Raw genomic sequence first — 24,386 nt, 5'->3', positions numbered from 1 at the left:
TTTCTTTGGTTTTTGGGCTTTTGAGGTAGCTGCTGTTGCTAAATTAAAGGGATTTGGAGAAGAGGAGTTTAAACATCTACCCTACTTCCCAACCTTCAATGATAAATAAAGGTTTTAAAGAATTGCTCCATGAATGCCTTTCTTCTGCAATTCGCCTGCCTGTTTTGGTGTTCATTTGATCCTTAAAAGCAGTAACTTTTCATAGAAATGGTTAATCGTTAGAGCCTTCGAAGCTGTATATTCTTCATTGTTCATCTGCAGGTTCGGCACCCGAATGAAAGGCGAAGGCCAGTTCTCGGAGCAGGTAAAGCAGCAGTTTAAAATTGCTCGAAAAATGTATCTTCAGGATCGTGAAAAGCCCAGTCTTGACTGTAAGTTGCATGAGGAATACAAGGATGGGCAAACGAAGCTTTTTTAATTTTTCTGAAATTTCTATTTATGCTAACTTGAAAACAAAAAGCTATGCCAGAATTACCAGAAGTCGCCTATCAAAAATTATATATTAATTCCACCAGTCTTCACCAGAAGATTATAAAGGTAGATACGGGAGCAGACAAGATTTTCCAGTCACCTAAAAAGGAATTTAAAGACAGACTTGAAGGAAACGAGATCAAAGCGGTTTCTCAAATTGGTAAATATCTTTTTCTGGAACTAGTGAAAGATGGTTTTCTGGTAGTTCACTTTGGAATGACGGGTAGAATGGACTTCTTTCAGCACGATGATGTTCATAAACATGCGCAGCTAACACTTACTTTCGACAACGGTGGGAAACTGTCTTTTATTTGTCCGCGGAAACTCGGGAAACTATTTCTTACTGATGACATCGAAAACTTCAGAAAAGACAAGAAACTGGGACCGCATGCGACTGAAGTTTCAGAAGAAGAATTCATAGCGCTTTTCAGCAACAAAAAAGGCAATGTAAAAACTGCATTGATGGACCAGGCTTTTATTGCAGGTCTGGGGAATTTGTACGTGGATGAAATGCTTTACCAGACGGGAATTCATCCTCAATCGAAATGCGAGAATCTCGCTGACAAGGATCTAAAGGCGATGTTCAAAAAGATGAATATCATCCTGGAAACGGTGACAAGAAGCAAAACCGAAGGTGAGCAGATTCCCGATTCGTATCTTAGAAATCATCGGGAAGCAGGTGGTGACTGTCCGAATGGGAAGGCTAAGATCAAAATGATAAAAATTGGCGGTAGAAGTACTTATTTTTGCCCAGACTGCCAGGAGATACGATAGCTTCTCAAAATCAAGAATTGATCTACTCTGCTATCAGATTCTGTAGGTCAAAATCCAAATGTTTTATTAGTACTACAGGCCTTCCGAACTTGATTCGATACTTTTGCAGGAAGAAATTCCAGGCATCATTTCATCAAGGTTGCAAATCACCATTATAGGAACATTGAAGTTTGAAACGATGTAGGGAATAAATACTAATCCGGGCAGGAATACCCGCGAAAACTACATAAGATCGTGAAAGAAAAACCAGGAAATACCACACTACCATCAGGGAAGGAAGAGCTAGCCAGACTCGCCGCCCTGGAATCGGGGAACTACAAATATTCAGTTGAAGATTACTTTAAAACTCCGGAAGCATTTTCATTCAAATTATCTCCAGATGGAAAATACATTGGATATATGAAACGAAGAGCTTCAGGAGAACGGGATCTTTATCTAAAAGAAATCATTTCAGAAAAAGAAACTTTGCTAAAAGCACAGGGGGAAGATCTTATTCGTGGATTTGCCTGGGCCAGTGAGGACAGGCTCGTTTATATGCAGGATAAAGGTGGTGATGAAAATTACCATGTTTATGGGGTGGATATTTCCGGAGAAAATGATGTCGACCTTACTCCATATGACGGGGTGCGTGCCAACATCATATCTTCTTTAAAAGAGGATAAAGATCATATGATCATCCAGATGAATAAAGACAACTTGCAACAGGAAGAACCTTACAGGCTGAATGTGAATACCGGAGAGATCACAAAACTTTACAGCGTTGAAGAAGGGGACGATCCGGTAGCAGGTTATGATTTTGACAGCAAGGGGAATCTTCGTGCGATTACTAAAATTGTTGATGGTGTAAATACAGAGCTGTCATACAGGATTGATGGTGAATTCCAACAATTGAAATACACAGATTTCAGCGATTCCTTCAGTATAGCTTCACTGAGTGTAACTTCTGAAAATCCTGATCATGCGTACGTAGTTTCCAATCTGGATGGTGATAAAACCGAAATTCAGATCTATGACCTGAAAGCTAATAAGAAGAAGGAAACAATCTTCAGTAATGACACCTTTGATGTTTCCGGACTCACCTTATCCCGAAAGCGTAATTATGAAATTGATTATTTCAGCTACACAGGTGAAAAGACCGTCGTGGTTCCTGTAAGTGAAACCTACAAAAAGATCTACGGAAGACTGAAAAAGGAGTTTGGAAATAAGCAATTCTATACTGCTGGCAGAACAGAGGACGAGAGTAAATATTTGATCGCGGTAACCAGTGATAAGATCGTGGGTGAGTATTATCTATATGATGTGAATAAAGACGAAGTAAGGCTTTTATATAAGTTATTACCGCAATTAAAAGCGGAAGATATGGCCTCTATGAAACCGATCACTTTTAAAAGCAGGGATAACAAAACCATTTATGGTTATATCACGCTTCCGCAAGATTATAAAGCGGGACAGCAACTGCCACTTATTGTGAATCCACACGGCGGGCCGCAGGGAATCAGAGATTCCTGGGGTTTCAATCCTGAAGCTCAGCTCTTCGCAAGTCGTGGTTATGCCACTTTACATGTAAATTTCAGAATCTCGGGTGGCTATGGAAAAGAATTTTTAAAAGCTGGCTTTGGTGAAATAGGTCGCAAAGCAATGGATGATGTCGAAGATGGAATCGATTATGTGATCGATCAGGGTTGGGTAGATAAAAACAAAGTTGCTATTTACGGCGGAAGTCATGGTGGTTATGCGGTGCTTCGTGGTATGACCAAAACTCCTGAGAAATATGCCTGTGGTGTGGATTATGTTGGAGTTTCTAACTTGAATACATTCATGAAAACCATCCCGCCCTACTGGGAGAAATACAGGGAGATCATGTATAAGATCTGGTATAATCCAGATAATCCTGATGAGCAGGAGATCATGAACGAAATTTCACCGGCTTTGCATGTAGATAAGATCCAGAAGCCGCTATTCGTAGTGCAGGGAGCCAACGATCCCCGGGTGAATATCGATGAGGCAGACCAGATCGTGGAAAGTCTGAGAGCACGTGGTGTTGAGGTGCCTTATATGGTGAAATATGATGAGGGCCATGGTTTTGGAAAGGAAGAAAACCGACTCGAATTGTACAAAGCCATGATGGGTTTCTTTGCTGAACATCTTAAGGATAAAACAACAGCTCCTGGAAATGTATAATTGGTATAAAATCCAAACAAAAAGCCGGTGCAAATTGCACCGGCTTTTTATTTTTTCCCATTCCATTCATCATAAAACTGCTGAAGGAATTGCTCCATGAACTGATGCCTTTCTTCTGCAATTCTTCTGCCCGTTTTGGTATTCATTCGATCTTTTAAAAGCAGTAACTTTTCATAGAAATGATTAATCGTTGGAGCCTTCGAAGCTTTATATTCTTCCTTGCTCATCTGCAGTTTAGGCGCGATATCAGGATCATATAGAGATCTGTTCTTAAAACCACCATAATTAAAAGTTCTGGCGATCCCAATAGCTCCCAGGGCATCCAGCCTGTCGGCATCCTGAACGATATCAAGTTCCAAAGATTTAAATTGCTGCTGAACATTTCCGCCTTTAAAGGAAATATTCTCGATGATCTTTACCACGTGATCTATGATCTCTTCTGAAACCTTTTGAGTTTTTAGAAACTCTCTCGCCTTCGCCGGGCCAACGGTATCATCTCCGCCATGAAATTTAGAGTCGGCAATATCATGTAGCAGAGCGCCTAATTTCACGACCAGGAGATTTGCTTTTTCTGAAGCTGCAATATTCAGACTATTCTTATAAACTCTTTCAATATGAAACCAGTCGTGACCACCTTCAGCATTCTGCAATGTTTCTTTCACGTAAGCGATCGTATGCTCGATCAGCAATTCTTCGGTCATAGTTATTTGATATCTGCAATAATGGTTCTTTCAATTTTAGCGATAAGACTTTCAGCATCCATTGAAGAAATCTCTAGGGGACCATGTGCTTTTAGCGACATATTTACACCCAATCCCATTGGGAAGTTTCCGTATTTAAAAAGTTTCCATGAGTTATTGATGGTAACAGGAACAACCAGTGCTTCCGGGTTCTTTTTAAAAAGCATCAGCATCCCATTTCTTCTGAATTCTTTAGGTTCGCCGGTTCTGCTACGAGTGCCTTCGGGAAATATAACCGCCGAGCGTTTGGTGTTTCTTAGATAATCTCCAAAAGCCGACATTTTTTGCAATGACTCTCTTCTGTTCTTACGATCTATCAAAACAGAACCGCCGTGTCTTAAATTGAAAGAAATACTTGGAATTCCCTTTCCCAGTTCCTTTTTACTTACAAACTTGGGATGATGTTTTCTAAAATACCAGATTAGAGGTGGAATATCATACATTCCCTGGTGGTTGGATACAAAAATGACCGTACGATCTGTTGGTATATTTGCAGGTTTCTGAATATCAAAAGTAGTTCCCAGAAGGTTAAGACATCTTAGCAGGAAAAAATTGAAAATATCCACACTTTTCTTATGTGCTTCATACCCTCCAAGTTTCAGGCATATCCACTGGATAGGATGAAACAGGAGTAAATTCAGAAAAAAGAAGAAATAGAAAATTACCGTAAGCGGGTAAGCAAGAATTTTTTCCATAGGCTATAAAAATACAAAAATAGCCTTTTAAAGAAAATGCCCCACAAATTCTATTCGTTGATTGTCTGCGTACATGTAGTATTCACGCATCCAATGTTTTGCGGTGGGCTTACCAGGGCACAATCTGAAGTAATGCCAAACTTTTCGTTATACTCTTTCTCCAGATTCGTATAATCTTCAACCAGCCTTTGCAATGGCTGCCTGTCAATATCATTGGAAAAAATGACATAAGCCTGTGGACCTCCACAGGGTTTGGCGCCCAGAGCCAGATAATCACAATCTTCAGAATCATCGCAGTGAGATTCACCCACCAAAGCTTCTATTTTCTGAAGCTGTTCATGCAGTTCCTGCTGGTAATCCTGTTGTGATTCCGGCTTGCTTACAGAACAGGATAGTAACCAGATCGCGAGTAAAAAATATCCCGAGAAAACTTTCATGGTATTCAGATGGAATTTCACTGGAATGGTTGCGTGGTAAAACAAAAAAAGGCTGAAAAATTTTCAGCCTTTTAATTTATGATGAAATGCTTCCTAGCAGAACTCGTTATAAGCTCCAATAAGGTTTTCAGCGATCATATCTGCCGGGCGACCTTCAATATGGTGACGCTCTAGCATATGTACTAATTCACCATCTTTGAACAAAGCCATAGATGGAGAAGAAGGAGGAAACGGTACCATAAGATCTCTCGCTTTCTCTGTAGCTTCTCTGTCTACACCTGCAAAAACAGTTACCAGGTTATCTGGTTTTTTGCTGTTCTGTAAAGACATTCTTGCTCCTGGTCTCGCATTTGCTGCAGCACAACCACAAACAGAATTCACAACTACCAAAGTAGTTCCTTTCTTTTCCATTGCCTGCTCTACATCTTCTACCGTATGTAATTCTTCAAAACCAATACTGGTAAGATCTTCTCTCATTGGTTTTACTAAATCTGCTGGATACATATATCAATTCTTTTTATGAAACTTTATTAAGTCACAAAGATACCAAATTAAGTTCAGCTTACATATCTCAAAATCCTATGTACTAATAGGTTCAGTTTATAACCAAAGACCTGGGAACTCGCCATGCTTATGATAGATTACAAATCGAAAATGTTATCTTAGCGGCTAAAGAAAATTGCTCAATGATCAAATGGCTTGCCGCAGTTCTGGGATATATGTACTTCAGGTTTCCCGGTGCTATTATAGGATTTATAGTAGGTTCCCTGCTGGATAATTATGTGCGCACTTCTGGCGGACTATTTAAATCCATGGCAGGAGGACAGAAGCAATCGGTTTCTCCCGGAGATTTCGAGCTCAATTTACTCTCTTTAAGTTCCATTGTCATCAAGGCCGATGGGAATGTCTCCCAGCAGGAACTCGATTACGTTCGTGCATATTTCATCCAGGCTTATGGAAAGGAGCGTGCCAATGCGACCTTTCGTACCTTCAATGAAGTTGTTAAGAACAGGCAGGTTTCAGCCTACAATATTTCCAGGTATCTTGCTGCGAGGACAAAATATCCTACCAGGCTGCAAATTATTCATTTTCTCTTCGGAATAGCCCAGGCCGATGGTCATGTGAGTGAAGCTGAAGCAAACGTCATCAGGGAAATTGCCGGTCATCTTCAAATTGGAGCCAGGGATTTCGAAAGTATCAAGGCAATGTTCTTTAAGAGCACTACTAGCGCTTACACGATCCTGGAAATTGAGAAAACTGCGACAGATGCCGAAGTGAAAAAGGCATACCGTACCATGGCGAAAAAATACCATCCGGATAAACTGGGAGATATGGATGAAGCCTATAGAAAGGGCGCTGAAGAGAAATTTAGAAAAGTCCAGGAAGCTTACGAGCAGATCCAGAAGGAACGCGGACTTTAATTCTCCAGTATTGCCAAAAGTTGTTCTTTGTTTAGATACTGGAAATATCTGGCCGTGGCTTTAAAATCCTGATCCAGAAAGACTATTGCCGGTAGCGAAAATGGCCTGTTTTTACGCCTGGCCATAAGCAGGGCGATCTGGTGAACCGGGTTTCTTCGGTTTAATCTTTCGTTTGTAAACTGTTGTTTTCCAAAGCGAACTGTATCTGTGCTTTCCACATCAAATTTCACCGCATAAAAATCCTTTTTCAATTTCTTCTGAATAGCTTCTGAAGTAAAAACCTCTTCATCCATTTTTTTGCAGGGCGCACACCAGTCGGCATAAAAGTCTATAAAAACCTTTTTTGGTTTCTGCTGAAGGGAATCATACAATTGCTCAAAAGTGAGCCATTGTACTTCAAACGTTTTTTGTGCGGAAGCTTCCGTAGAAAGAATCAAAAGAAGTACCGCGAAAATTACCGAAAATTTCATACTACAGGGATTCGATCTTTAAACCTACAAAAACAGAACGCGGATTCCCGGGACCATAAATATAGTTACTGTCACGATTCTTGCCGAGATCAAAATCATCCTGATAGGCGTTGGTCACATTCTTAACTCCACCAAAAATTTCCATATTTGAATTCACCCTGTCCAGCGGAATTTTATAGCCCAGTCGCAAACTTAATTCTGCAAAATTTGGTGTCACATCATACTCATCCACGTCTTGCCCTGTCCCTTCACCCGCAAAATGTAAGATATCCATTTTCCCGGTATAGACCAGGTTCGCGCTGGCATTAAAACGTTTTCCGGGAGTATAGGTTAGCGTTGCATAGCCATAATCGTTTGGAGTGCGTAGAAAATCTCTTTTTGCTTCCAGGCCTTCAATGTTTTCAACAGGTTCTTCAAACTTGCTGGATTGTAAGGTAAATCCGGCTTCCAGTTCAAATAAATAATCAAAATTTGCCCTGGTTTCCAGCGTAAATCCTTTTACCGTAGCTCCAGATCCATTGCGTTTTTCAAATCGTTCTCCAAATTGATCTTCTCCCAAAGGGAATAAATAAAAAGCATCGTTCAGTTTTGTATAAAAACCTTCCAGCGTGTATCCCCAGATAAAATGCTCGGTAGCCCGGTCATAATTGATGGAGGCGGTAAAACTGTTACTTCGTTCTTCAAACAGGTCTTCTGCGAGGGAAATTCTTGAAATTCCGCCGCCGGCAAACGCGATGTGCAGATCTGTATCAAAAGCCTGTGGAGCACGGAATCCCGTTCCCCAGCCTAGTCTGAACTGCGTGGTTTCTTTTAGTTTATATAACAGAGAAAGACGCGGACTCACAATCGCATCATCCACCAGATTATGTTTATCGACCCTGAAACCCGATAGAAAATTAAGGTTCTCTGTGACATCCCAGTCATTTTGAAAGAAAGCTCCAAAATTTCTGGTAGTCTGGTCGATAAGGTAGTTGTAAGAAGGGATGATATCATATACATCATCATAGACGAATTCTGCTCCCGTAGTAAGCGTAGTGGTTCCACCCAGAAAATTGTCGATTCGCTGGTTAAATTGTCCGCCTCCCTGGTGTGTTTCCACTTCAGAAGTTCCGTAAGGAGGATTTGCGAAGAACTGCTGTTTTTCAAATTCGTCATCTGGAATGATTCCGGTATAATGATCACGTTTGGTTGATTGACCACCATAATAAAGAATGATCGAACTTTTGTCATCATTGAAATTTACCTGGTAATCAAGACTTCCCATAAGCACGTTGTGAGTTCGCTCTTCACTTTGCTGTGCCAGGTAAGCGGGACCATCTACCATCTCTCCGCCATATCTGTATTCGTATAAACTGCTCAGGCTTAAATTGATCTTGGAATCTTCAGTTGGAAGATAAAAAGCATTTACACCGAACGCATTGTCCTTGAGTTCGGGCAATTCAGAAAAATTATCTCCATTGGCATCATACATTTCACGAGTTCTTCGATTCACGAAAAAGTTGGCTCCCGCTTTATAATCCTTTGAAACTACCGTCGCGTTTCCATTTAGAACATCCTGGTTGGCTTCACCATCAATATTCTCCAGGGTGTAGCTGAGGCTATAGGAGTTTTGCTTCGGAATTTTGGTGATCACATTCACGGTCCCTCCAATAGCGCTGGAACCATACAGAGCGGAAACACCTCCACGAACCACCTCAATACGCTCGATCATATTCACCGGAATTTGCTCCAAACCATATAAACCTGTTAGCGGACTAAAAATAGGTCGGCCATTTACAAGAATCTGGGAATAACCACCCTGCAAACCATTCATGCGAAGTTGCGTATAATTACAGGTCTGGCAATCTTTTTCAATTCGTAGTCCCGGCTGGAAGCGCAACCCGTCTGAAAGATCTGTCGCCACGACCTGTTCCAGGGTTTCACTGTTGATGAGATTTACAATTACCGGAGAATCTGTACGTCTTTTTGCTGTCCTGGTCCCGGTGACCACAATCTCGTCCAAACCATTGGGATCAATTTCCATTTCAATGTTCAGGATTCTGGACTCATCCATCTTTATATTTCTGTACACCGTTTTAAAACCCTGGGACTTTACAACGAGCTTATAGTCCCCGGCCGGAATTTCCAGCTCGTAAGATCCATTTTCATCAGCGCTGGTACCATATGCTCCGCTTTCTGTATAGATACTGGCGAAGGCGACTGCTCCTTCTGGTGAATTGATGGTTCCAGATACCTGGTAATTCTGTGCAAGGAGATTCAATGAACCAAAAACAATGAAAATAAAAAATATACAACGCATTGAAAATAATTTTCACGAAGATATAAAATAAAATTAGACAAGACTAAAATTTAGATTTATTGAATTAAAAATGTATTTTTGGTCTTGTTAAATTATGTTCTATGTTCAGTTTTTCTGAAGAAAATTATCTCAAAGCCATTTTTCATCTGCAAAATTCTTACAAGAACGGGGTAAGTACCAATGCTCTTGCTGAAGAAATGCAGACCAAAGCATCTTCAGTAACCGATATGATTAAAAAGCTTTCAGAAAAAAGTCTGGTTATTTACAGGAAATACCAGGGAGTGAAGCTTAGTGAAGCGGGGAGAGCGGCCGCCATAGAGGTTATCAGAAAGCACAGGTTATGGGAAGTATTTCTGGTAGAAAAACTGGATTTCAACTGGGATGAGGTGCATGAAGTGGCAGAGCAGCTTGAGCATATAAAGTCTGAAAAACTTACGGCAGAGCTTGACAGGTTCTTGGGATTCCCACAAAGAGATCCACATGGAGACCCAATTCCAGATTCCAAAGGAAATTTTTCTGTGGCCAACCGGGTTTTGCTCTCTGAACTTAAAATAGGGGAGACCGGGATTTGTGTAGGAGTAAAGGATTCGAGCGTAGAGTTCCTGCAATACCTTGATAAAAACAACATTTCGCTGGGTGCAAGCGTAAAAGTGAAACAAAAAGAAGATTTTGATCAATCAATGTTGATTGAAATGGATGGAAATACCTTGATGATTTCTAACCAGATATCGACCAATTTATACATTAAAACACCTTAGAATGGAAGCAGTTATTAGCTATTTTGAACAATTGGATCCGGTATTGGCCGCGTTATATGCTACCTTGTTTACCTGGGGGCTTACGGCATTGGGTGCGTCGCTGGTTTTCCTGTTTAAAGGAATGAACCGCGCATTCTTTGATGGAATGCTCGGGTTTACAGGTGGCGTTATGGTAGCGGCAAGTTTCTGGAGTTTACTGGCACCTGGAATTGAAATGAGTCCGGGTGAAGGATTTGAGAAAACGATTCCTGCGCTGGTAGGATTTGGATTGGGAGCACTGTTCATCTTTGGTTTGGATAAGGTACTTCCCCATTTACACGTAAATTTTAAAATGAGTGAAGCGGAAGGGGTTAAAACTCCCTGGCATAAGTCTGTACTATTAACCCTGGCCATTACTCTGCATAATATTCCAGAAGGTCTAGCGGTGGGTGTGTTGTTTGGCGGAGTAGCTGCTGGATTTGAAGGTGCCAGTATTGGTGGTGCCGTTGCTCTGGCCATTGGTATAGGATTGCAAAACTTTCCTGAAGGTTTTGCGGTAGCGATGCCATTGCGAAGACAGGGTTTGAGCCGGTGGAAAAGTTTTAATTATGGGCAGCTTTCTGCCATCGTAGAGCCATTTGCCGCGGTCCTGGGAGCCTGGGCAGTTTTAACTTTTGAGCCTATCTTACCATACGCTTTATGTTTTGCAGCCGGAGCGATGATCTTTGTCGTGGTAGAGGAGGTGGTTCCTGAAGCACAGCAGGGTAATTTTACAGATATTTCCACGATGGGCTTCATAGGAGGATTTATGATTATGATGACCCTGGACGTTGGTCTTGGGTAGCATTTTGCAACACAGGTAAATAGCGATCGTCTTTTTGAAAAACTCAATATGCGATCACTCATCATTTTCCTGGCCCTATATATTTCCTTTCAATCAACGGAAAAGCAACCAGCACCTTCAATTTCTGAACCTGAAGGGATGAAAACTGTTGTAAAACTGAATGTTTCCTCAGCTTCTTTATGTCTTGGTGATGAGCTGCATTTTGGAGAACGCAGCATCAAACTAAAGGAAATTATTTCAGATTCGCGCTGTCCCAGCAATCCTATTGTGACCTGTATATGGGCAGGGCAGGTACGGGTGAAGGTTGAAGTCTTTGAAAAACGAAAGTTGATTGGAAATGTGGAATTTTCAGGTTCTAAATCTATAAACCATCTTTTTCCTGATTCGAAGGAGTTGAAAATAAGCCTGGTTAATGTCAAACCATATCCGGTAAATCCCGGGAAGATTCCATCAGAAGATTATATGGTCAATTTGCGTATTACGGAAGTATTATAATTAATCGCTACAACCACAACCGGAAACTCCACAGGCAGTTTTGTCCTTCTTTTTAGAACCGCCGGCGAAAGATGGTTTCCAGATAAAACGCGTGACCATATAGCCCAGAGCTATCAGAAAGGTAATTAAAACCAGTATTTCCTGAAGTATTTCCATAGTTATTAAGTCGATTTATAATTCTAAACTTACTTTATTTAAGTACCTGGAATGCGATAAGTGCGACCACATAAGCAAATGCGGTCATAATTACCAACTGCAAAACAGGCCATTTCCAGGTATTGGTTTCCCGTTTTACGATCGCCAGTGTACTCATACACTGCATTGCAAAAGCATAAAATAGCAATAAGCTTATCCCGCTGGCAAATGTGAATAAGGGTCCGCCAAGGACAGGATTTGTTTCTGCAGCCATTCGATTTTTAATGGTTTCCTCTTCGTCGCTTCCCACACTATAAATGGTTGCCAGTGTACCTACAAACACCTCTCTTGCGGCAAAGGAACTTATGATCGCGATCCCGATCTTCCAGTCGTAACCTAACGGAGCAACGGCAGGCTCTATTCCACGTCCCATGATTCCTATGTAAGAATTCTTCAGTTTATAGGAAGCAATGGCTTCCTCCACACTTTCATCTTCTACATTCTCGTTGTTCTCATACTGAGCAGTCACGATCTCTTCAGCTTTGTTGAAATCATCCCCGGGACCATAGCTTGCCAGCACCCATAGAATTACCGAAATCGCCAAAATGATCTTTCCGGCGCCAAAAACAAAAGATTTTGTCTTTTCAACCACGTTGATCGCCACGTTCTTAGCCATAGGAAGCTTATAATTAGGCATTTCTATGACGAAGTATGATTTTGTTCTGGTTTTCAGAATTTTATTCAGTAACCAGGAAGAGAAAATAGCCATTCCAAATCCTAGCAAATAAAGGATCATCAGGGTTAATCCCTGGTAATTAAATCCAAAGAAGCTTTCATTGGGAATTACAAGGGCTATAATGATAAGGTAAACCGGCAATCTTGCTGAACAGGTGGTAAATGGAACTACCAGGATAGTGATCAATCGTTCTTTCCAGTTTTCGATATTCCTGGTTGCCATTACTGCGGGGATTGCACAGGCCGTTCCCGATACCAGTGGTACCACGCTTTTCCCACTGAGACCAAAACGTCTCATGATGCGGTCCATCAAAAAGACTACCCTGCTCATATAGCCAGATTCTTCCAGAATGGAGATAAAGAAGAATAGAAAAGCGATCTGCGGTATAAAGATGACGATACCTCCAAGACCTGGCACTATGCCTTCTGAAATTAAATTGGTAAAGGATCCTGCGGGGAGCGCGTTTTTGGTCCATTCGCTTAGTGAGGCAAACGCGGCGTCGATCATATCCATTGGATAGCTCGACCAGCTGTAGATCGCCTGGAAGATCAAGAGTAGAATTGCGAAGAAAATAACATATCCCCAAACCTTATGGGTTAGAATACGATCAAAACGAGAACGAAGATCTGTCGCTGCATTCTTGTCTATGGTCAACGTCTCCTTCAGTACCCCGTTAATAAACTGGTACCTTAAAATTGTTTCTTTTTGCTGAAGCCTCTTGAGATCACTTACAGACTTCGTATTAAAATCTGAACTTCTGTTAATCTCGCCCCGGTTTATATTTCCGAAGTTCACATCCTGGGTGATTACCAGCCAGAGCTTGTATAGAGATTGATTAGGAAATGTTTTGCGTAAGTTTCCGAAGTATTCAGGATCGATCACAGAGGCATTTACGCAGGGATCTACCGTCATATGTCGGTAATTCAGGATTAATTCCTTTAAGGCGTCAATACCCATGCTTTTTCGGGCGCTAACCAGTGCGATCTTTGTTTTTAAACGCTCCTCCAGCAATTTTAAATCCAGGCTAATCCCCTTTCGATCCATCCTGTCTGCCATGTTAATCGCAAGAATGGTAGGAATTCCAAGGTCTTTGATCTGGGTGAACAACAGTAAATTCCGCTTAAGATTTTCGACGTCACTCACTACAACGGCAACATCTGGATAATCTTTATCGTTTTTATTGAGAAGCAGTTCTATAACGACATTTTCATCTACAGAACTGGCGTTTAAACTATAAGTACCTGGAAGGTCAAGAATATGAGCTTTTAATCCACGTGGAAGTTTACAGATCCCTTCCTTTTTCTCAACGGTGATCCCGGGATAATTCCCAACCTTCTGGTTGAGTCCGGTAAGCTGATTAAAAACAGAGGTCTTTCCAGTATTGGGATTTCCAATTAAAGCAACATTAATTTGCTTTCCCATATTAGCCTATTAATTCGATTTCTATAAGCAAAGCAGTTTCTTTTCTAATGGCCAAATGACTCCCGTTTATATTTAAATACATAGGGTCATGGAATGGCGCAGTTTGAACTAGTTCTACTTCGTTTCCAGGAAGGCAACCCATTTCCAGCAATTTTAAGGGAACCATATCTGCAGAAAACTCTTTAATGATTCCGCGTTGGCCTCGCCTAAGATTTGCAACGGTCACCTTCATTTTATTTAGATTGATTTTAAACAAGGCAAAAGTAATGGAATTTGGTCCAATACAAAAGATTAGCTTTAATTAATTAGCGATCCTCCTGCCTTAGGATCTCTATATCGTGCATGAGATCTTCAATGGCTTCTGGCTGAGTACCGTCGTAAAACCCCCTAATTTGCTTCTTTTTATCTATCAGCACGAAATTTTCTGTGTGGATCATATCATATTTACCGCCATCGCCGGTGGATTTTGTAGCCAGGTAAGACTTGCGAGCTAGATCATAGATCTGTTTTTTGTCCCCGGTTACCAGGTTCCATTTTTCATCCATCACCCCTTTTTCATCGGCATACTCTTTAAGGACAGGAACACTGTCGGCTACAGGAAATACGGTATGAGAGAGCAGCAAAACATCCTTGTCATCCTTGATCTTCTCCTGGATCTCGATCATATGGTCTGTCATGATCGGGCAAATGGTAAGACAGGTGGTAAAAAAAAAGTCGGCTACATAGATCTTATCCTCATAAAAATCCTGGGTAATGGTATCCCCGTTTTGATTTAAAAGTTTAAAATCTGCGATCTTGTGGTATTTTCTAACAAACTGTACGGTAGTATCGACCAGTTCTGCATTGACCATATCGGGTTGATAAACAGGCAATCGTTCCTTTGGTTTCAGCAATGTATAGATAAAATACATGATGATGACCGAAAGTATCGCCAGTACAATGGCAAAAGGTTTATATCGGGCAAAGAACTTGAGCATTGGCGCAATTTTTTACAAAGTTATGGCCTGAGGCTCAATTAGTCCAATTTCTTCTGTGGAATTTTTCGTGTTGCTCACTCGATCAAACTAAACTTTTCTAGAAGCTTTTAAAAACTTACTTTTGTGCGATTTAAAATTTGAAGTTAGCTGATGGATCCATTTCTAGTAAAAGCCATACAATTAATATTAAGCCTTTCCCTACTTATAGTTCTCCACGAATTGGGTCATTTTATTCCGGCCAAATTATTTAAGACCAGAGTTGAAAAGTTCTATCTGTTCTTTGATGTAAAATTTTCATTACTTAAGAAAAAGATTGGTGAAACCACCTATGGAATTGGTTGGTTGCCGCTTGGAGGCTATGTGAAGATCGCGGGGATGATCGATGAAAGCATGGACAAGGAACAAATGTCCAAACCGCCACAGCCCTGGGAATTTAGAAGCAAGCCGGCATGGCAGCGATTAATCATCATGCTTGGTGGAGTAACGGTAAACCTGGTTCTTGGTTTTCTGATTTACATGATGATCATGTTCGTTTGGGGATCTGCTTATGTGGGCCCAGATGAAATGCCAGATGGATTTGCGGTGATCGATGATTTTAAGGAATATGGTTTTGAGGATGGAGACAGGATTCTTGAAGTAAATGGAGATGAGTTTCAGAATAGTCTTGACATCAACAAGCATCTTTTTATGAGAGATGTGCAGAATATTACGGTTTTACATCAGGATGGTTCAGAAGAAACCATTGAAGTACCGGCAGAGATAGGAACCCAGATGTTTGAAAAAGGAATTATGCAGCCATTTGTGCCTATACAGTCGGCAGTACTGGATACGGTCATCGCTGAACATGCTGCATCAAAAGCCGGTCTTAAGAAAGGCGACAGCATTATTAGTCTGAATGATGTGGAGATAGGTTACTGGCATGAGATCGCTCCTGCATCCATGGAAAATAAGGAAAAGACTATTGAAGTTGTATTTGACAGGAATGGAAAGATCATGAGCAGTGAGATCACTCCAGATGAAGATGGATACCTGGGTGTTGGTCCAGCTTCAGAGATCGAGATCAAACGCAATAAATACGGATTCAGTGAAAGCATCAGCAAAGGATTCGATTACGGTTACTGGACGCTAAGAGATTATGTGTACCAGTTCAAATATGTATTTACCAAAAAAGGAGCTACGCAACTTGGAGGCTTCGGGGCGATTGGAGGCTTGTTCCCTGATTCCTGGAACTGGTTCGGGTTCTGGAACACCACGGCCCTGCTTTCCATTATCCTGGCATTCATGAATATTCTGCCTATCCCGGCACTGGATGGTGGACATGTGATGTTTCTGTTGTATGAAATGGTTACAGGTAGAAAGCCAAATGATAAGTTTATGGAGATCGCCCAGATGGCTGGTTTCTTCTTGTTGATAGCGCTGGTGCTTTATGCAAATGGAAATGATATCTACCGCTGGTTATTTGAATAATCTCTGCGGAAGAATTTATAGATATAAAACAGTCCTTTTGGGCTGTTTTTTTTGTTTAGTAGTATCTGTAGAAATATAAAATCCATCATTACTGAAAATTTTATCAATCTGTAATTAATTGACTTTCTGAAGGATTCGTAATCGAAGTAAAATTCTTCGAAAAAAATCTGAAATTTGTTTTGACAGCATTTAAAAATTGATTTATATTTGCAACCGCTTTCAAAGCAAAACATTCCTCCTTAGCTCAGTTGGTTAGAGCATCTGACTGTTAATCAGAGGGTCCTTGGTTCGAGCCCAAGAGGAGGAGCAGCAAAGCCATTCGTTTTTCGAGTGGCTTTCTTGTTTTTAGTACTTTCCTCTCTAATCCCATTTTTAAACTTAATTTAATATAAGCGTGACCTTAAAGAGACATCGCTGTACTTTCTTTGTGTGTACAAAAGCACACGAAAATCGTATTAAGTTTTTGTCGACTCTACATAATAGTGTGCGAGGCTGTCCTGTAAAAACAGGGCAGCCTTTTTTTATTAACTTAGACCAACCTCAGGTTTAACTCTTGGGAAACATTCAGTTAACATAAAGTCTGTTTCTTTGTCGCCGACAAAAACTTATAATACGATTTTATGAAGACTAGATTCAGCACACTCGTTTTGTGCCTGTTCGTCACATTGGGACTTGGAGCTCAGGAAATAAGTGACACAAAATTTGGAAAAGGCCTGCTTAATTTTACCGCAAAAGATAGTTCCTTTAGCGTGAAATTTGCGCCAAGGTTCCAGTTCAGATCTCTTACTACATGGAATCACGATGGAGAAGAGTACATGGATCCAGAGCAAAATTTCCTGATTAGAAGAGCAAGGCTAAAATTTGATGGATTCGCTCTTACGCCGAAACTGGTTTATAAGATTGAACTTGGTCTTTCGAATAATGACATTTCCGGAGCCAATCAGTTTACGTCCAATTCACCACGGTATATTCTCGACGCAGTTCTTAAATGGCATTTTCATAAGAACTTCGAACTATGGGCGGGGCAGACCAAACTTCCTGGAAATGTGGAAAGGGTTATTTCTTCAGCGAGTTTACAGCTTATAGACCGATCTATTGTAAACAGCAGGTTCAATCTAGATAGAGATATTGGACTTCAGCTACATCATAAATTCAAACTGGGAGAAAAATTTGTGATCAAAGAGAAGCTGGCGTTTTCGCAGGGAGAAGGACGAAATATAACTAGTGGTAGCCAGGGAGGAATGGAATACACAGGAAGAATTGAGCTTCTGCCATTCGGAGAATTTCTTGAAAAAGGAGATTATTTCCAGGCAGATCTTGAACGAGAGCCCTCTCCTAAACTAATGCTGGGAGCAGTTTACGATATTAATAATGATGCCGTAAGAACGAGAAGTAACCTGGGAAGTTTTATGCTGTTGGAAGATGGAACACTTTATAAAACCGATATCCAAACGTTTTTCCTGGATGCAGTTTTTAAATACCGCGGACTTTCAGTAATGGCAGAATATGCCTATCGCGATGCAGAAGATCCTATTGCCAGGATTCAGGGAGAAAATCAGGCAGCTGAGTACAGGGTGCTGGAAGGGCAGGGAATAAACTTTCAAACTGCGTACCTTTTCAAAAGTAATTATGAAATTGCTGCTAGATACTCAAGAAACGACTATTCCGATATTATCGAAGTGGATGATGTCGAACAATACACTCTGGGAGGATCCAAATATATTGTAGGACATAAGCTAAAGATACAGGCAGATATCAATTATTCGAAACAAGCTGGAATAGAGGATTTTATATCATTTAGAACAGGCTTCGAATTTCACTTTTAAAATTAACAATTAGGTAACAGTAAATCCACGATTTGGTTGGATACTTGCACCGCTTTTTAAACACAATAAAATGGAAAATATTTACTTGTTGATGCTGGTTGCATTAGTGGTTCTTGCCATTGCCGATTTAGTGGTTGGAGTTAGTAATGACGCCGTGAACTTCCTGAACTCTGCGATTGGTTCCAAAGCGATCTCATTCAAAACGATCATGATCGTGGCCAGTGTAGGGATCTTTATTGGTGCTGTTTTTTCCAGCGGAATGATGGAGGTAGCCAGAAAAGGTATTTTTATGCCCGGTCAGTTCTATTTTGATGAGATCATGATCATATTTATGGCTGTTATGATCACAGACATTCTCCTGCTGGATTTTTTCAACACACTGGGAATGCCAACTTCAACAACAGTATCCATTGTATTCGAATTACTTGGAGCAGCGGTAGTAATGGCGCTTATCAAAATTGGAGCTTCAGATACTCAAACGCTGGCAGATCTTTCCTCTTACATCAATACAGATAAAGCAACCGAGATCATATCCGGAATATTCCTATCTGTAGTCATCGCATTTACCATAGGAGCATTGGTGCAGTGGTTGTCCCGCCTAGTGTTCACGTTTGAATACGAAAAGAAAATCAAGAATTTTGGTTCTATTTTCGGAGGAATTTGTCTTGCAGCCATCAGTTATTTCATCATTTTCAAAGGGATGAAAGGAACTCCGTATTACGACAGCTTTAAAGATGTGCTTTCTACTCAGGTATATACCGTAATCCTGGCTAGTTTCCTATTCTGGACACTTTTCAGCTATCTCTTTATGAAGATATTTAAGAAAAGTATCCTCATCTTCGTGATCGCAGTAGGGACATTTGGTCTTGCGCTTGCCTTCTCTGGAAATGACCTGGTAAACTTTATTGGGGTTCCAATGGCAGCTTACCACTCTTATGAAGCCTGGGCAGCATCTGGCCAGATTTCTACAGAATTCTCTATGGAGGTATTACGTGATAAAGTACCGGCAGAACCAATATTATTATTTATCTCAGGTGCTATTATGGTGCTTACACTTTGGTTTTCGAAGAAAGCAAAGACCGTAGCTGAAACTGAAATTGGACTTTCCCGACAGGGACATGGAACTGAAAAGTTCGATCCAAATATGCTTTCCCGTGCTCTGGTAACAGGAACGACCAAACTGGCTGATTCCATTCGGCTAATTGTTCCGGGAGGGATGCGTAGAAAGATAGGCCGTAGTTTTAGCAAACCTGATGATATCCTCATTGGAGATAAAGCGGAAGAGCAGCCAGCATTCGATATGATTCGAGCAGCGATTAATCTTACCGTTGCCGGTGTATTGATCTCTATCGCGACTTCCTATAAATTACCTTTATCTACTACCTATGTAACATTCATGGTGGCCATGGGAACTTCTCTTGCAGATAAAGCCTGGGGTAGAGAAAGTGCTGTATATCGTGTTGCCGGAGTTTTAAAAGTAATTGGGGGATGGTTCTTCACTGCCTTTAGCGCCTTTTCAGCAGCAGGAATTTTAACCTATATTATTTTCCTCGGAAAAGGGCCTGCAATCGCCATTCTACTTCTGGCAGCGATAGGTTTGCTTGTGAGAAACTATATCTCACACAAGAACAAGGAAACCGCAAAAGCCGATAAATCTGGCCTGAAGAAATCTGAAAGTAAAACTGTTCAGGGAATCATCCTTGAAAGTGCTGATAATATTTCTAATGTAGTTAGCAGATCCAATAAGATCTTCTCTGATACCTTTGCTGGTTTGTCCAAACAGGATAAGAAGAAGCTGAAGAAGAGTAAGAAAGGTGTGGAAAAACTGGAGTCTGAAATCGAAGATCTAAGAGACCAGATTTTCTTCTTTATTAAAAGTCTGGATGAAACCAGTGTACGTGGAAGTAGTTTTTATATCTCTATTCTTGGGCACCTTACCGATATTGCTCAATCCCTGGAATATATTTCCAAGAAAAGTTACAAGCATGTGAATAATAATCACAAACCGCTTCGATATAATCAGCTTCTAGATCTTAAAGAGATTGATGATATCTTAAGCGAATTGCTCACAGAGATCGAAGTGATCTTTAATAACAGGGAGTTCCAGGATATAAGTCGAATTGTTGCAAAGAAAGATGTGGTGCTACAGAGGATTTCTGAAAAGATCGAAAAGCAAGTGTCTAGAACAAGAACTGAAGAATCCAGTCCAAAAAACACAACCTTGTACTTCAACTTATTATTGGAGACCAAAGACTTAATGAAAGCGATCATGAGTCTTATGGAAGAATACAATTCCAGTTACAAAAAGGTTTAAACATAACGTTTTACCGCTAAAAAAGCCACATTTTCTAAATGTGGCTTTTTTTTGTAGTAAAAACCTATTTACAGGCTTAAACGTTATAAAAACCTGGTTTCTAGTTTACTATCTATTTTTGCTGGATTATAGTACGTTAAACTGCGGAAATGGGCATTTAAACGCTGCTCATGGAAAACCGTACAAACGCTGGTTTTTCATCGGTCAATTTTAGTATTTAGCCGGTTTCTCAGAGCTTTAATTCACAAACTTAAGTTAGCGTTTTACTTTCCTTCGGAAGAGCTGTTATAATTTTCTAATTTCACCAAACCCCAAACTACTTCGGCTTCAGCTTGCTGTAATCGAACCACCAATATGAAATTTTTAAAGGATGTATTCCCAAAATACGTCAGCACCCCAACTTTTTTAAAGTTTAAGGATTCCCGAGCTATTTTACTCCCAGTAATCGCGTTTGTGTTGACTTTATTGTCAAGCTGTAATCCCGTTGCACTTGTAAATCCTGATAGTTATAGTGAGAAATGGGAAAATACCTATGTGTGGTTCTCACCTTCAGATCTTAGTACTATTTACGTCTCCGGAAAGGGAGATCCTGAAACAGCTTTGCCTGTTCCAAATGATTCCGACTATCTTATAGAATGGAGTAAAAAAGGGGAGGTTTATGAGCTAAAGATCACTTCATATTACCAGGATATCGACTTCGCCTGGTTCGATGGTTACGATGCCGAGAACAATTCCGAAGAGATTCCATGGGTACAGGAGGGTAATACCCTTGAACTGGTAAGTGAAAAACTTCTCCCTTCAGAAAACGGAAGATATCGCATTTCGCTGTCTGATGATTTGAAGAATTAAAGGCGGTAGGAAGCAGATACTTCCAGCAATAGATTCTTTATGGATATGCCGGGCGTGAAATCTTAATTTCGGTAAATTTGTGTATGCCGCTCTTTAAATATTCGAGTGCACTCAAGAATTTACTATGAATCAATTTACCGCGACGTATACAGACCAGTACCAGTTAGCTATGGCGCAGGTCTATTTCAAGAAAGGACAGAAAGACCAGCAGGCAGTTTTTGATTATTATTTTAGAAAGCTTCCATTTAAAAGTGGTTACGCCATCTTCTCGGGTCTGGAAGATCTTCTGGATATATTGGCCAGACTTCGATTTTCAGAAAATGATCTTCAGTTTTTAAAAGAACAGGGTTTTGAAAAGGATTTCCTGGAATATTTAAAGGATTTCCAGTTCAAAGGAAAAATCTATTCAGTGAAAGAAGGTGATGTGGTATTTCCAACCCGGCCCATCCTGCAGGTAGAAGCGAGCATTATCGAAGCGCAGATCATAGAAACGATTCTTCTTAATTTACTCAACTTCCAAACCCTTATTGCTACGAAGGCAAGTCGAATGCGATTAGTGGCTGGAGATGCGACTTTGCTGGATTTTGGATTAAGGCGTGCCCAGGCTAGCGGAGGATATTTTGCTACCCGCGCCGCAATCATTGGAGGTTTTAACGGGACAAGTAACGTAGTCGCTGGAAAAGATTTTGATATTCCTGTTTCTGGAACAATGGCGCATTCTTTTGTGCAAAGCTACGATGATGAGCTAACTGCCTTTAGAGATTTTGCTGAAGGTCGTCCAGAGAATTGCGTGCTTCTTGTAGATACTTATAATACCTTGAAAAGTGGAATTCCCAACGCGATCAAGGTTGCCAAAGAAATGGAGAAGCGTGGTGAAAAGTTACTGGCCGTAAGGCTGGATAGTGGAGACCTAAGCTATTTTGCCAAGGAAAGCAGGAAAATGCTGGATGCAGCCGGCCTGGAATATGTGAAGATAGCGGCTTCCAATCAGCTTGATGAGTATGTTATCAAAAGCTTGCTGGAACAACAGGCTCCCATTGATATTTTTGGAGTGGGAACAAACCTGGTGACTGGAGATCCTGATGGCGCTCTGGATGGAGTTTATAAACTGGCATTTTCAGCAGGGAAACCTAGAATAAAGATTTCAGAAAGTATCATTAAGATCACCTTGCCACATAAAAAGCAGGTTTTCAGGATCAAGGATGAAAACGGAAAGTGCATTGGTGCAGATGCCATTGGATTATATCATGAGAACAGCATCGAGGAAATGCACCATCCATTCGAGCCTTATAAATCGATGAGCCTGAAACATTACGAGCAGGAAGCTTTGCTGGAACTGGTTATGAACGAAGGAAAGGTACTTCAGGAAAAAAGAAGTCTCAGTGAAATTTCGGAATACAGCATCTCAAGGCTGTCCGAATTACCTATTGAATACAAGCGCTTCAACAATCCGCATATCTACAAAATAGGAATTAGTGAGACCTTGAAAGAGGAACGGGACGGGTTGATTAAAATGCAGAAAAACAAATTATAATGAAAACGCTTGTTCTTATAGATATTCAAAACGATTTTATGCCTGGTGGTGCACTTGCTGTTAAAAATGGCGATGAAATCATTCCTCTCATAAATGAGCTACAACAAAAATTTGATCTGGTGATTGCCACCCAGGACTGGCATGCGAAAGGTCATTCCAGTTTTGCTTCAGCTCATCAGGATGCCAGTGCTTTTGATGTCATTAAGCTTAACGGACTCAACCAGGTGCTATGGCCAGATCATTGCGTTCAAAATACACCTGGCGCGGAATTTCATCCAGAGCTGGATACCAATCGCATCGAAACGATTTTCAGAAAAGGCACAGACCTGGCGATCGACAGCTATAGTGGTTTTTATGATAATATGCATTTAAAGTCAACAGGACTTTCCGGGTACCTCAAAGAAAAAGGGGTACATCAGGTATATTTCGCTGGTCTTGCCGGAGATTACTGTGTAGCTTATTCGGTCCTTGACAGTATCTCGGAAGGTTTTGAAACTACTCTTATCGAAGATGCGACCAGGTCTATAGATCAAAAAGGTTTTGAGAAAATGAAACTGGAGATCCTTAGAAAGGGCGGGACTATCCTGAAGGCTGCAGATCTGGTTTTTTAGAAGTCCAGGTAATAGATATAACCTACATTGAACCAGAGTACAAAATCATTGAATTTGTTTTGCGGTCCCTGCACGTCCAGGCCTTCAAGCTTGTCGGTATCATAATAGGTTGCCCTGGCTTCAAGCTGCAGATCGCTGAACCTGCTCAGCCTGTAACGCAGTCCTGCACTTCCGAGAATGGCAAAGGTATTTCCAGGTTCCAGAAACAGTCCATCCTCAAAAGTATCAAAAAGCACTTTGGGACTATCTAACGGACCAAGATCTGAATATGCAGTTGGTCTATAATGCACAAAGTGAACTCCCAGCGAGATATAAGGTGCAAACAGGTATCCAAAATCCCTGGCTTTTTTTATTCCCAGAAAATGGTATTCAAGCGAGGTTCCGGCTTCAATGACTTCGGTTTCTCCATGCATTGCCCGAAGCTGCTGTCCTCCCAGGCTGTTTTTCTCAGCTACGGGGCCATAATGATCGAGGTTAGATCTTAAGTAATCGATTTCATTTCTAATTCTGAAATACTTTGTAAACCACAAACTGCTTGGACGGCAGCTGCATTCAGGTTTAAAGGCAAAATTCATATAATGAACCAGGCCAACACCAAAACCACCATTATCCAGATTATTTTTAACATTCCAGCGTTCCCCGTAATCGGTAAAAAATCCGGCAGGCCCGGCGATCACCCCAACTTCATTCGAAAAACTAAGCTGTCCCGAAGCATTTTCAGAATAGCCCAGGATAATAATGAAGAAAAGAAGAAAAACCTTATTGATATTCATTGAATGCAGCTTGCAACGTTAGCAAATATAGCAAAACTACGTTAACACAATATTTATAAACTGCCTGCGAACAAAGGGGTGGAAAGTAAAAGTTAATTTTATATGAAATGACAGAATGAATCCAGTAATCCTTATAGAATATTTATATTTGCTGCATAATTTGGACAAAAAATTTATA

General features: G+C 40.7%; 24 protein-coding genes and 1 tRNA gene. 14 read left to right on the top strand and 11 right to left on the bottom strand.

Annotated features, from left to right (window positions below):
* The 3 genes from G529_RS16850 to G529_RS15550 all read left to right on the top strand — a co-directional run.
* Positions 1–109: PoNe immunity protein domain-containing protein (locus G529_RS16850; RefSeq protein WP_157514551.1), on the top strand; the 109-nt coding region annotated here is incomplete at its 5' end.
* A 353-nt stretch (positions 110–462) separates the two neighbouring features.
* Positions 463–1,245: an Fpg/Nei family DNA glycosylase gene (locus G529_RS0106655; protein WP_026914804.1), complete on the top strand. Its 783-nt coding sequence runs from the start codon at positions 463–465 to the stop codon at positions 1,243–1,245.
* A gap of 234 nt (positions 1,246–1,479) precedes the next feature.
* Positions 1,480–3,426 carry an alpha/beta hydrolase family protein gene (locus G529_RS15550; RefSeq protein ID WP_245566899.1) on the top strand — a complete coding sequence of 649 codons (1,947 nt, stop codon included), beginning with the start codon at positions 1,480–1,482 and terminating at the stop codon, positions 3,424–3,426.
* Between the two features lie 47 nt (positions 3,427–3,473).
* Here G529_RS15550 and G529_RS0106645 read toward each other — a convergent pair whose 3' ends face one another.
* From G529_RS0106645 to G529_RS0106630, 4 genes are all read right to left on the bottom strand, one after another.
* On the bottom strand, positions 3,474–4,127 hold the full coding sequence (locus tag G529_RS0106645) for an HD domain-containing protein (protein WP_026914803.1): 654 nt from the start codon (positions 4,125–4,127) through the stop codon (positions 3,474–3,476).
* A 2-nt stretch (positions 4,128–4,129) separates the two neighbouring features.
* Positions 4,130–4,861, bottom strand: a complete 732-nt coding sequence (locus G529_RS0106640; protein ID WP_026914802.1) for a lysophospholipid acyltransferase family protein — start codon at positions 4,859–4,861, stop codon at positions 4,130–4,132.
* Between the two features lie 50 nt (positions 4,862–4,911).
* Entirely contained in the window at positions 4,912–5,298 is a 387-nt protein-coding gene (locus G529_RS0106635; RefSeq protein WP_026914801.1) for a hypothetical protein, read from the bottom strand.
* A 93-nt stretch (positions 5,299–5,391) separates the two neighbouring features.
* Positions 5,392–5,802, bottom strand: a complete 411-nt coding sequence (locus G529_RS0106630) for a BrxA/BrxB family bacilliredoxin (RefSeq protein WP_026914800.1) — start codon at positions 5,800–5,802, stop codon at positions 5,392–5,394.
* A 182-nt stretch (positions 5,803–5,984) separates the two neighbouring features.
* Here G529_RS0106630 and G529_RS0106625 point away from each other — a divergent pair, with 182 nt between their 5' ends.
* Positions 5,985–6,719, top strand: a complete 735-nt coding sequence (locus tag G529_RS0106625) for a TerB family tellurite resistance protein (RefSeq protein ID WP_026914799.1) — start codon at positions 5,985–5,987, stop codon at positions 6,717–6,719.
* On the opposite strand, the gene G529_RS0106620 is transcribed toward G529_RS0106625, so the two are convergent.
* Together G529_RS0106620 and G529_RS0106615 are read right to left on the bottom strand one after the other, a co-directional pair.
* Entirely contained in the window at positions 6,716–7,189 is a 474-nt protein-coding gene (locus G529_RS0106620) for a thioredoxin family protein (RefSeq protein WP_026914798.1), read from the bottom strand. The genes G529_RS0106625 and G529_RS0106620 overlap by 4 nt on opposite strands.
* 1 nt (position 7,190) lies before the next feature.
* Positions 7,191–9,488: a TonB-dependent receptor gene (locus G529_RS0106615; protein WP_026914797.1), complete on the bottom strand. Its 2,298-nt coding sequence runs from the start codon at positions 9,486–9,488 to the stop codon at positions 7,191–7,193.
* A 101-nt stretch (positions 9,489–9,589) separates the two neighbouring features.
* Here G529_RS0106615 and G529_RS0106610 point away from each other — a divergent pair, with 101 nt between their 5' ends.
* The 3 genes from G529_RS0106610 to G529_RS0106600 are packed head-to-tail and all read left to right on the top strand — an operon-like array spanning position 9,590 to position 11,564.
* Positions 9,590–10,246 (top strand): metal-dependent transcriptional regulator, encoded by a 657-nt coding sequence (locus G529_RS0106610; protein ID WP_026914796.1) that lies wholly within the window; start codon positions 9,590–9,592, stop codon positions 10,244–10,246.
* Position 10,247: 1 nt separating this feature from the next.
* A complete protein-coding gene (locus G529_RS0106605) occupies positions 10,248–11,069 on the top strand; it encodes a ZIP family metal transporter (protein WP_026914795.1) in 822 nt (273 codons plus the stop codon).
* Positions 11,070–11,117: 48 nt separating this feature from the next.
* The gene (locus tag G529_RS0106600; protein ID WP_026914794.1) at positions 11,118–11,564 is read left to right on the top strand and encodes a hypothetical protein; all 447 of its coding nucleotides are present in this window, start codon (positions 11,118–11,120) and stop codon (positions 11,562–11,564) included.
* Here G529_RS0106600 and G529_RS16610 read toward each other — a convergent pair whose 3' ends face one another.
* The 4 genes from G529_RS16610 to G529_RS0106580 all read right to left on the bottom strand — a co-directional run bounded on the left by G529_RS16610 (position 11,565) and on the right by G529_RS0106580 (position 14,834).
* Positions 11,565–11,720 carry a hypothetical protein gene (locus G529_RS16610; RefSeq protein ID WP_169513782.1) on the bottom strand — a complete coding sequence of 52 codons (156 nt, stop codon included), beginning with the start codon at positions 11,718–11,720 and terminating at the stop codon, positions 11,565–11,567.
* Between the two features lie 34 nt (positions 11,721–11,754).
* Positions 11,755–13,857, bottom strand: coding sequence for a ferrous iron transport protein B (gene feoB / locus G529_RS0106590; RefSeq protein WP_026914793.1), 2,103 nt, complete (start codon positions 13,855–13,857; stop codon positions 11,755–11,757).
* Between the two features lies 1 nt (position 13,858).
* On the bottom strand, positions 13,859–14,089 hold the full coding sequence (locus G529_RS0106585; RefSeq protein ID WP_026914792.1) for a FeoA family protein: 231 nt from the start codon (positions 14,087–14,089) through the stop codon (positions 13,859–13,861).
* Positions 14,090–14,162: 73 nt separating this feature from the next.
* Positions 14,163–14,834 (bottom strand): SCO family protein, encoded by a 672-nt coding sequence (locus G529_RS0106580; RefSeq protein ID WP_026914791.1) that lies wholly within the window; start codon positions 14,832–14,834, stop codon positions 14,163–14,165.
* 150 nt (positions 14,835–14,984) lie between these two features.
* Between G529_RS0106580 and rseP the strand changes: the two genes are divergently transcribed.
* The 7 genes from rseP (at position 14,985) to pncA (ending at position 23,435) form a co-directional block, all read left to right on the top strand.
* Complete coding sequence (gene rseP, locus G529_RS0106575; RefSeq protein ID WP_026914790.1) at positions 14,985–16,301, top strand: RIP metalloprotease RseP; 1,317 nt, start codon at positions 14,985–14,987, stop codon at positions 16,299–16,301.
* A gap of 233 nt (positions 16,302–16,534) precedes the next feature.
* Positions 16,535–16,608, top strand: a tRNA-Asn gene (locus tag G529_RS0106565).
* 313 nt (positions 16,609–16,921) lie between these two features.
* Positions 16,922–18,127, top strand: a complete 1,206-nt coding sequence (locus G529_RS0106560) for a porin (RefSeq protein ID WP_026914788.1) — start codon at positions 16,922–16,924, stop codon at positions 18,125–18,127.
* 70 nt (positions 18,128–18,197) lie between these two features.
* The gene (locus G529_RS0106555) at positions 18,198–20,441 is read left to right on the top strand and encodes an inorganic phosphate transporter (RefSeq protein ID WP_026914787.1); all 2,244 of its coding nucleotides are present in this window, start codon (positions 18,198–18,200) and stop codon (positions 20,439–20,441) included.
* A gap of 354 nt (positions 20,442–20,795) precedes the next feature.
* On the top strand, positions 20,796–21,290 hold the full coding sequence (locus G529_RS0106550) for a hypothetical protein (protein WP_026914786.1): 495 nt from the start codon (positions 20,796–20,798) through the stop codon (positions 21,288–21,290).
* A 124-nt stretch (positions 21,291–21,414) separates the two neighbouring features.
* Positions 21,415–22,824: a nicotinate phosphoribosyltransferase gene (locus G529_RS0106545; protein WP_026914785.1), complete on the top strand. Its 1,410-nt coding sequence runs from the start codon at positions 21,415–21,417 to the stop codon at positions 22,822–22,824.
* On the top strand, positions 22,824–23,435 hold the full coding sequence (gene pncA / locus G529_RS0106540; RefSeq protein ID WP_026914784.1) for a bifunctional nicotinamidase/pyrazinamidase: 612 nt from the start codon (positions 22,824–22,826) through the stop codon (positions 23,433–23,435). The genes G529_RS0106545 and pncA overlap by 1 nt, the downstream gene beginning before the upstream one ends.
* Here the strand turns inward: pncA and G529_RS0106535 are convergent.
* The gene (locus tag G529_RS0106535) at positions 23,432–24,208 is read right to left on the bottom strand and encodes a THC0290_0291 family protein (RefSeq protein WP_026914783.1); all 777 of its coding nucleotides are present in this window, start codon (positions 24,206–24,208) and stop codon (positions 23,432–23,434) included. The two genes, pncA and G529_RS0106535, sit on opposite strands and share 4 nt — an antisense overlap.
* Positions 24,209–24,386 lie beyond the last annotated feature (178 nt).

This window comes from Christiangramia portivictoriae DSM 23547 (genome assembly GCF_000423045.1).
Lineage (GTDB): Bacteria > Bacteroidota > Bacteroidia > Flavobacteriales > Flavobacteriaceae > Christiangramia > Christiangramia portivictoriae.
This window is presented reverse-complemented; position numbering and strand designations above follow the sequence as displayed.

Excerpts from the sequence above, each read along its gene's own strand:
- G529_RS0106605 (WP_026914795.1), top strand. The coding sequence starts at position 10,248 with ATGGAAGCAGTTATTAGCTATTTTGAACAATTGGATCCGGTATTGGCC.
- pncA (WP_026914784.1), top strand. The coding sequence starts at position 22,824 with ATGAAAACGCTTGTTCTTATAGATATTCAAAACGATTTTATGCCTGGT.
- G529_RS0106560 (WP_026914788.1), top strand. The coding sequence starts at position 16,922 with ATGAAGACTAGATTCAGCACACTCGTTTTGTGCCTGTTCGTCACATTG.
- G529_RS0106630 (WP_026914800.1), bottom strand. The coding sequence starts at position 5,802 with ATGTATCCAGCAGATTTAGTAAAACCAATGAGAGAAGATCTTACCAGT.
- G529_RS0106550 (WP_026914786.1), top strand. The coding sequence starts at position 20,796 with ATGAAATTTTTAAAGGATGTATTCCCAAAATACGTCAGCACCCCAACT.
- G529_RS0106585 (WP_026914792.1), bottom strand. The coding sequence starts at position 14,089 with ATGAAGGTGACCGTTGCAAATCTTAGGCGAGGCCAACGCGGAATCATT.
- G529_RS0106645 (WP_026914803.1), bottom strand. The coding sequence starts at position 4,127 with ATGACCGAAGAATTGCTGATCGAGCATACGATCGCTTACGTGAAAGAA.
- G529_RS0106635 (WP_026914801.1), bottom strand. The coding sequence starts at position 5,298 with ATGAAAGTTTTCTCGGGATATTTTTTACTCGCGATCTGGTTACTATCC.
- feoB (WP_026914793.1), bottom strand. The coding sequence starts at position 13,857 with ATGGGAAAGCAAATTAATGTTGCTTTAATTGGAAATCCCAATACTGGA.
- rseP (WP_026914790.1), top strand. The coding sequence starts at position 14,985 with ATGGATCCATTTCTAGTAAAAGCCATACAATTAATATTAAGCCTTTCC.
- G529_RS0106655 (WP_026914804.1), top strand. The coding sequence starts at position 463 with ATGCCAGAATTACCAGAAGTCGCCTATCAAAAATTATATATTAATTCC.
- G529_RS0106555 (WP_026914787.1), top strand. The coding sequence starts at position 18,198 with ATGGAAAATATTTACTTGTTGATGCTGGTTGCATTAGTGGTTCTTGCC.
- G529_RS0106625 (WP_026914799.1), top strand. The coding sequence starts at position 5,985 with ATGATCAAATGGCTTGCCGCAGTTCTGGGATATATGTACTTCAGGTTT.
- G529_RS0106580 (WP_026914791.1), bottom strand. The coding sequence starts at position 14,834 with ATGCTCAAGTTCTTTGCCCGATATAAACCTTTTGCCATTGTACTGGCG.
- G529_RS0106620 (WP_026914798.1), bottom strand. The coding sequence starts at position 7,189 with ATGAAATTTTCGGTAATTTTCGCGGTACTTCTTTTGATTCTTTCTACG.
- G529_RS0106615 (WP_026914797.1), bottom strand. The coding sequence starts at position 9,488 with ATGCGTTGTATATTTTTTATTTTCATTGTTTTTGGTTCATTGAATCTC.
- G529_RS16610 (WP_169513782.1), bottom strand. The coding sequence starts at position 11,720 with ATGGAAATACTTCAGGAAATACTGGTTTTAATTACCTTTCTGATAGCT.
- G529_RS0106535 (WP_026914783.1), bottom strand. The coding sequence starts at position 24,208 with ATGAATATCAATAAGGTTTTTCTTCTTTTCTTCATTATTATCCTGGGC.
- G529_RS0106640 (WP_026914802.1), bottom strand. The coding sequence starts at position 4,861 with ATGGAAAAAATTCTTGCTTACCCGCTTACGGTAATTTTCTATTTCTTC.
- G529_RS0106610 (WP_026914796.1), top strand. The coding sequence starts at position 9,590 with ATGTTCAGTTTTTCTGAAGAAAATTATCTCAAAGCCATTTTTCATCTG.
- G529_RS0106545 (WP_026914785.1), top strand. The coding sequence starts at position 21,415 with ATGAATCAATTTACCGCGACGTATACAGACCAGTACCAGTTAGCTATG.
- G529_RS0106600 (WP_026914794.1), top strand. The coding sequence starts at position 11,118 with ATGCGATCACTCATCATTTTCCTGGCCCTATATATTTCCTTTCAATCA.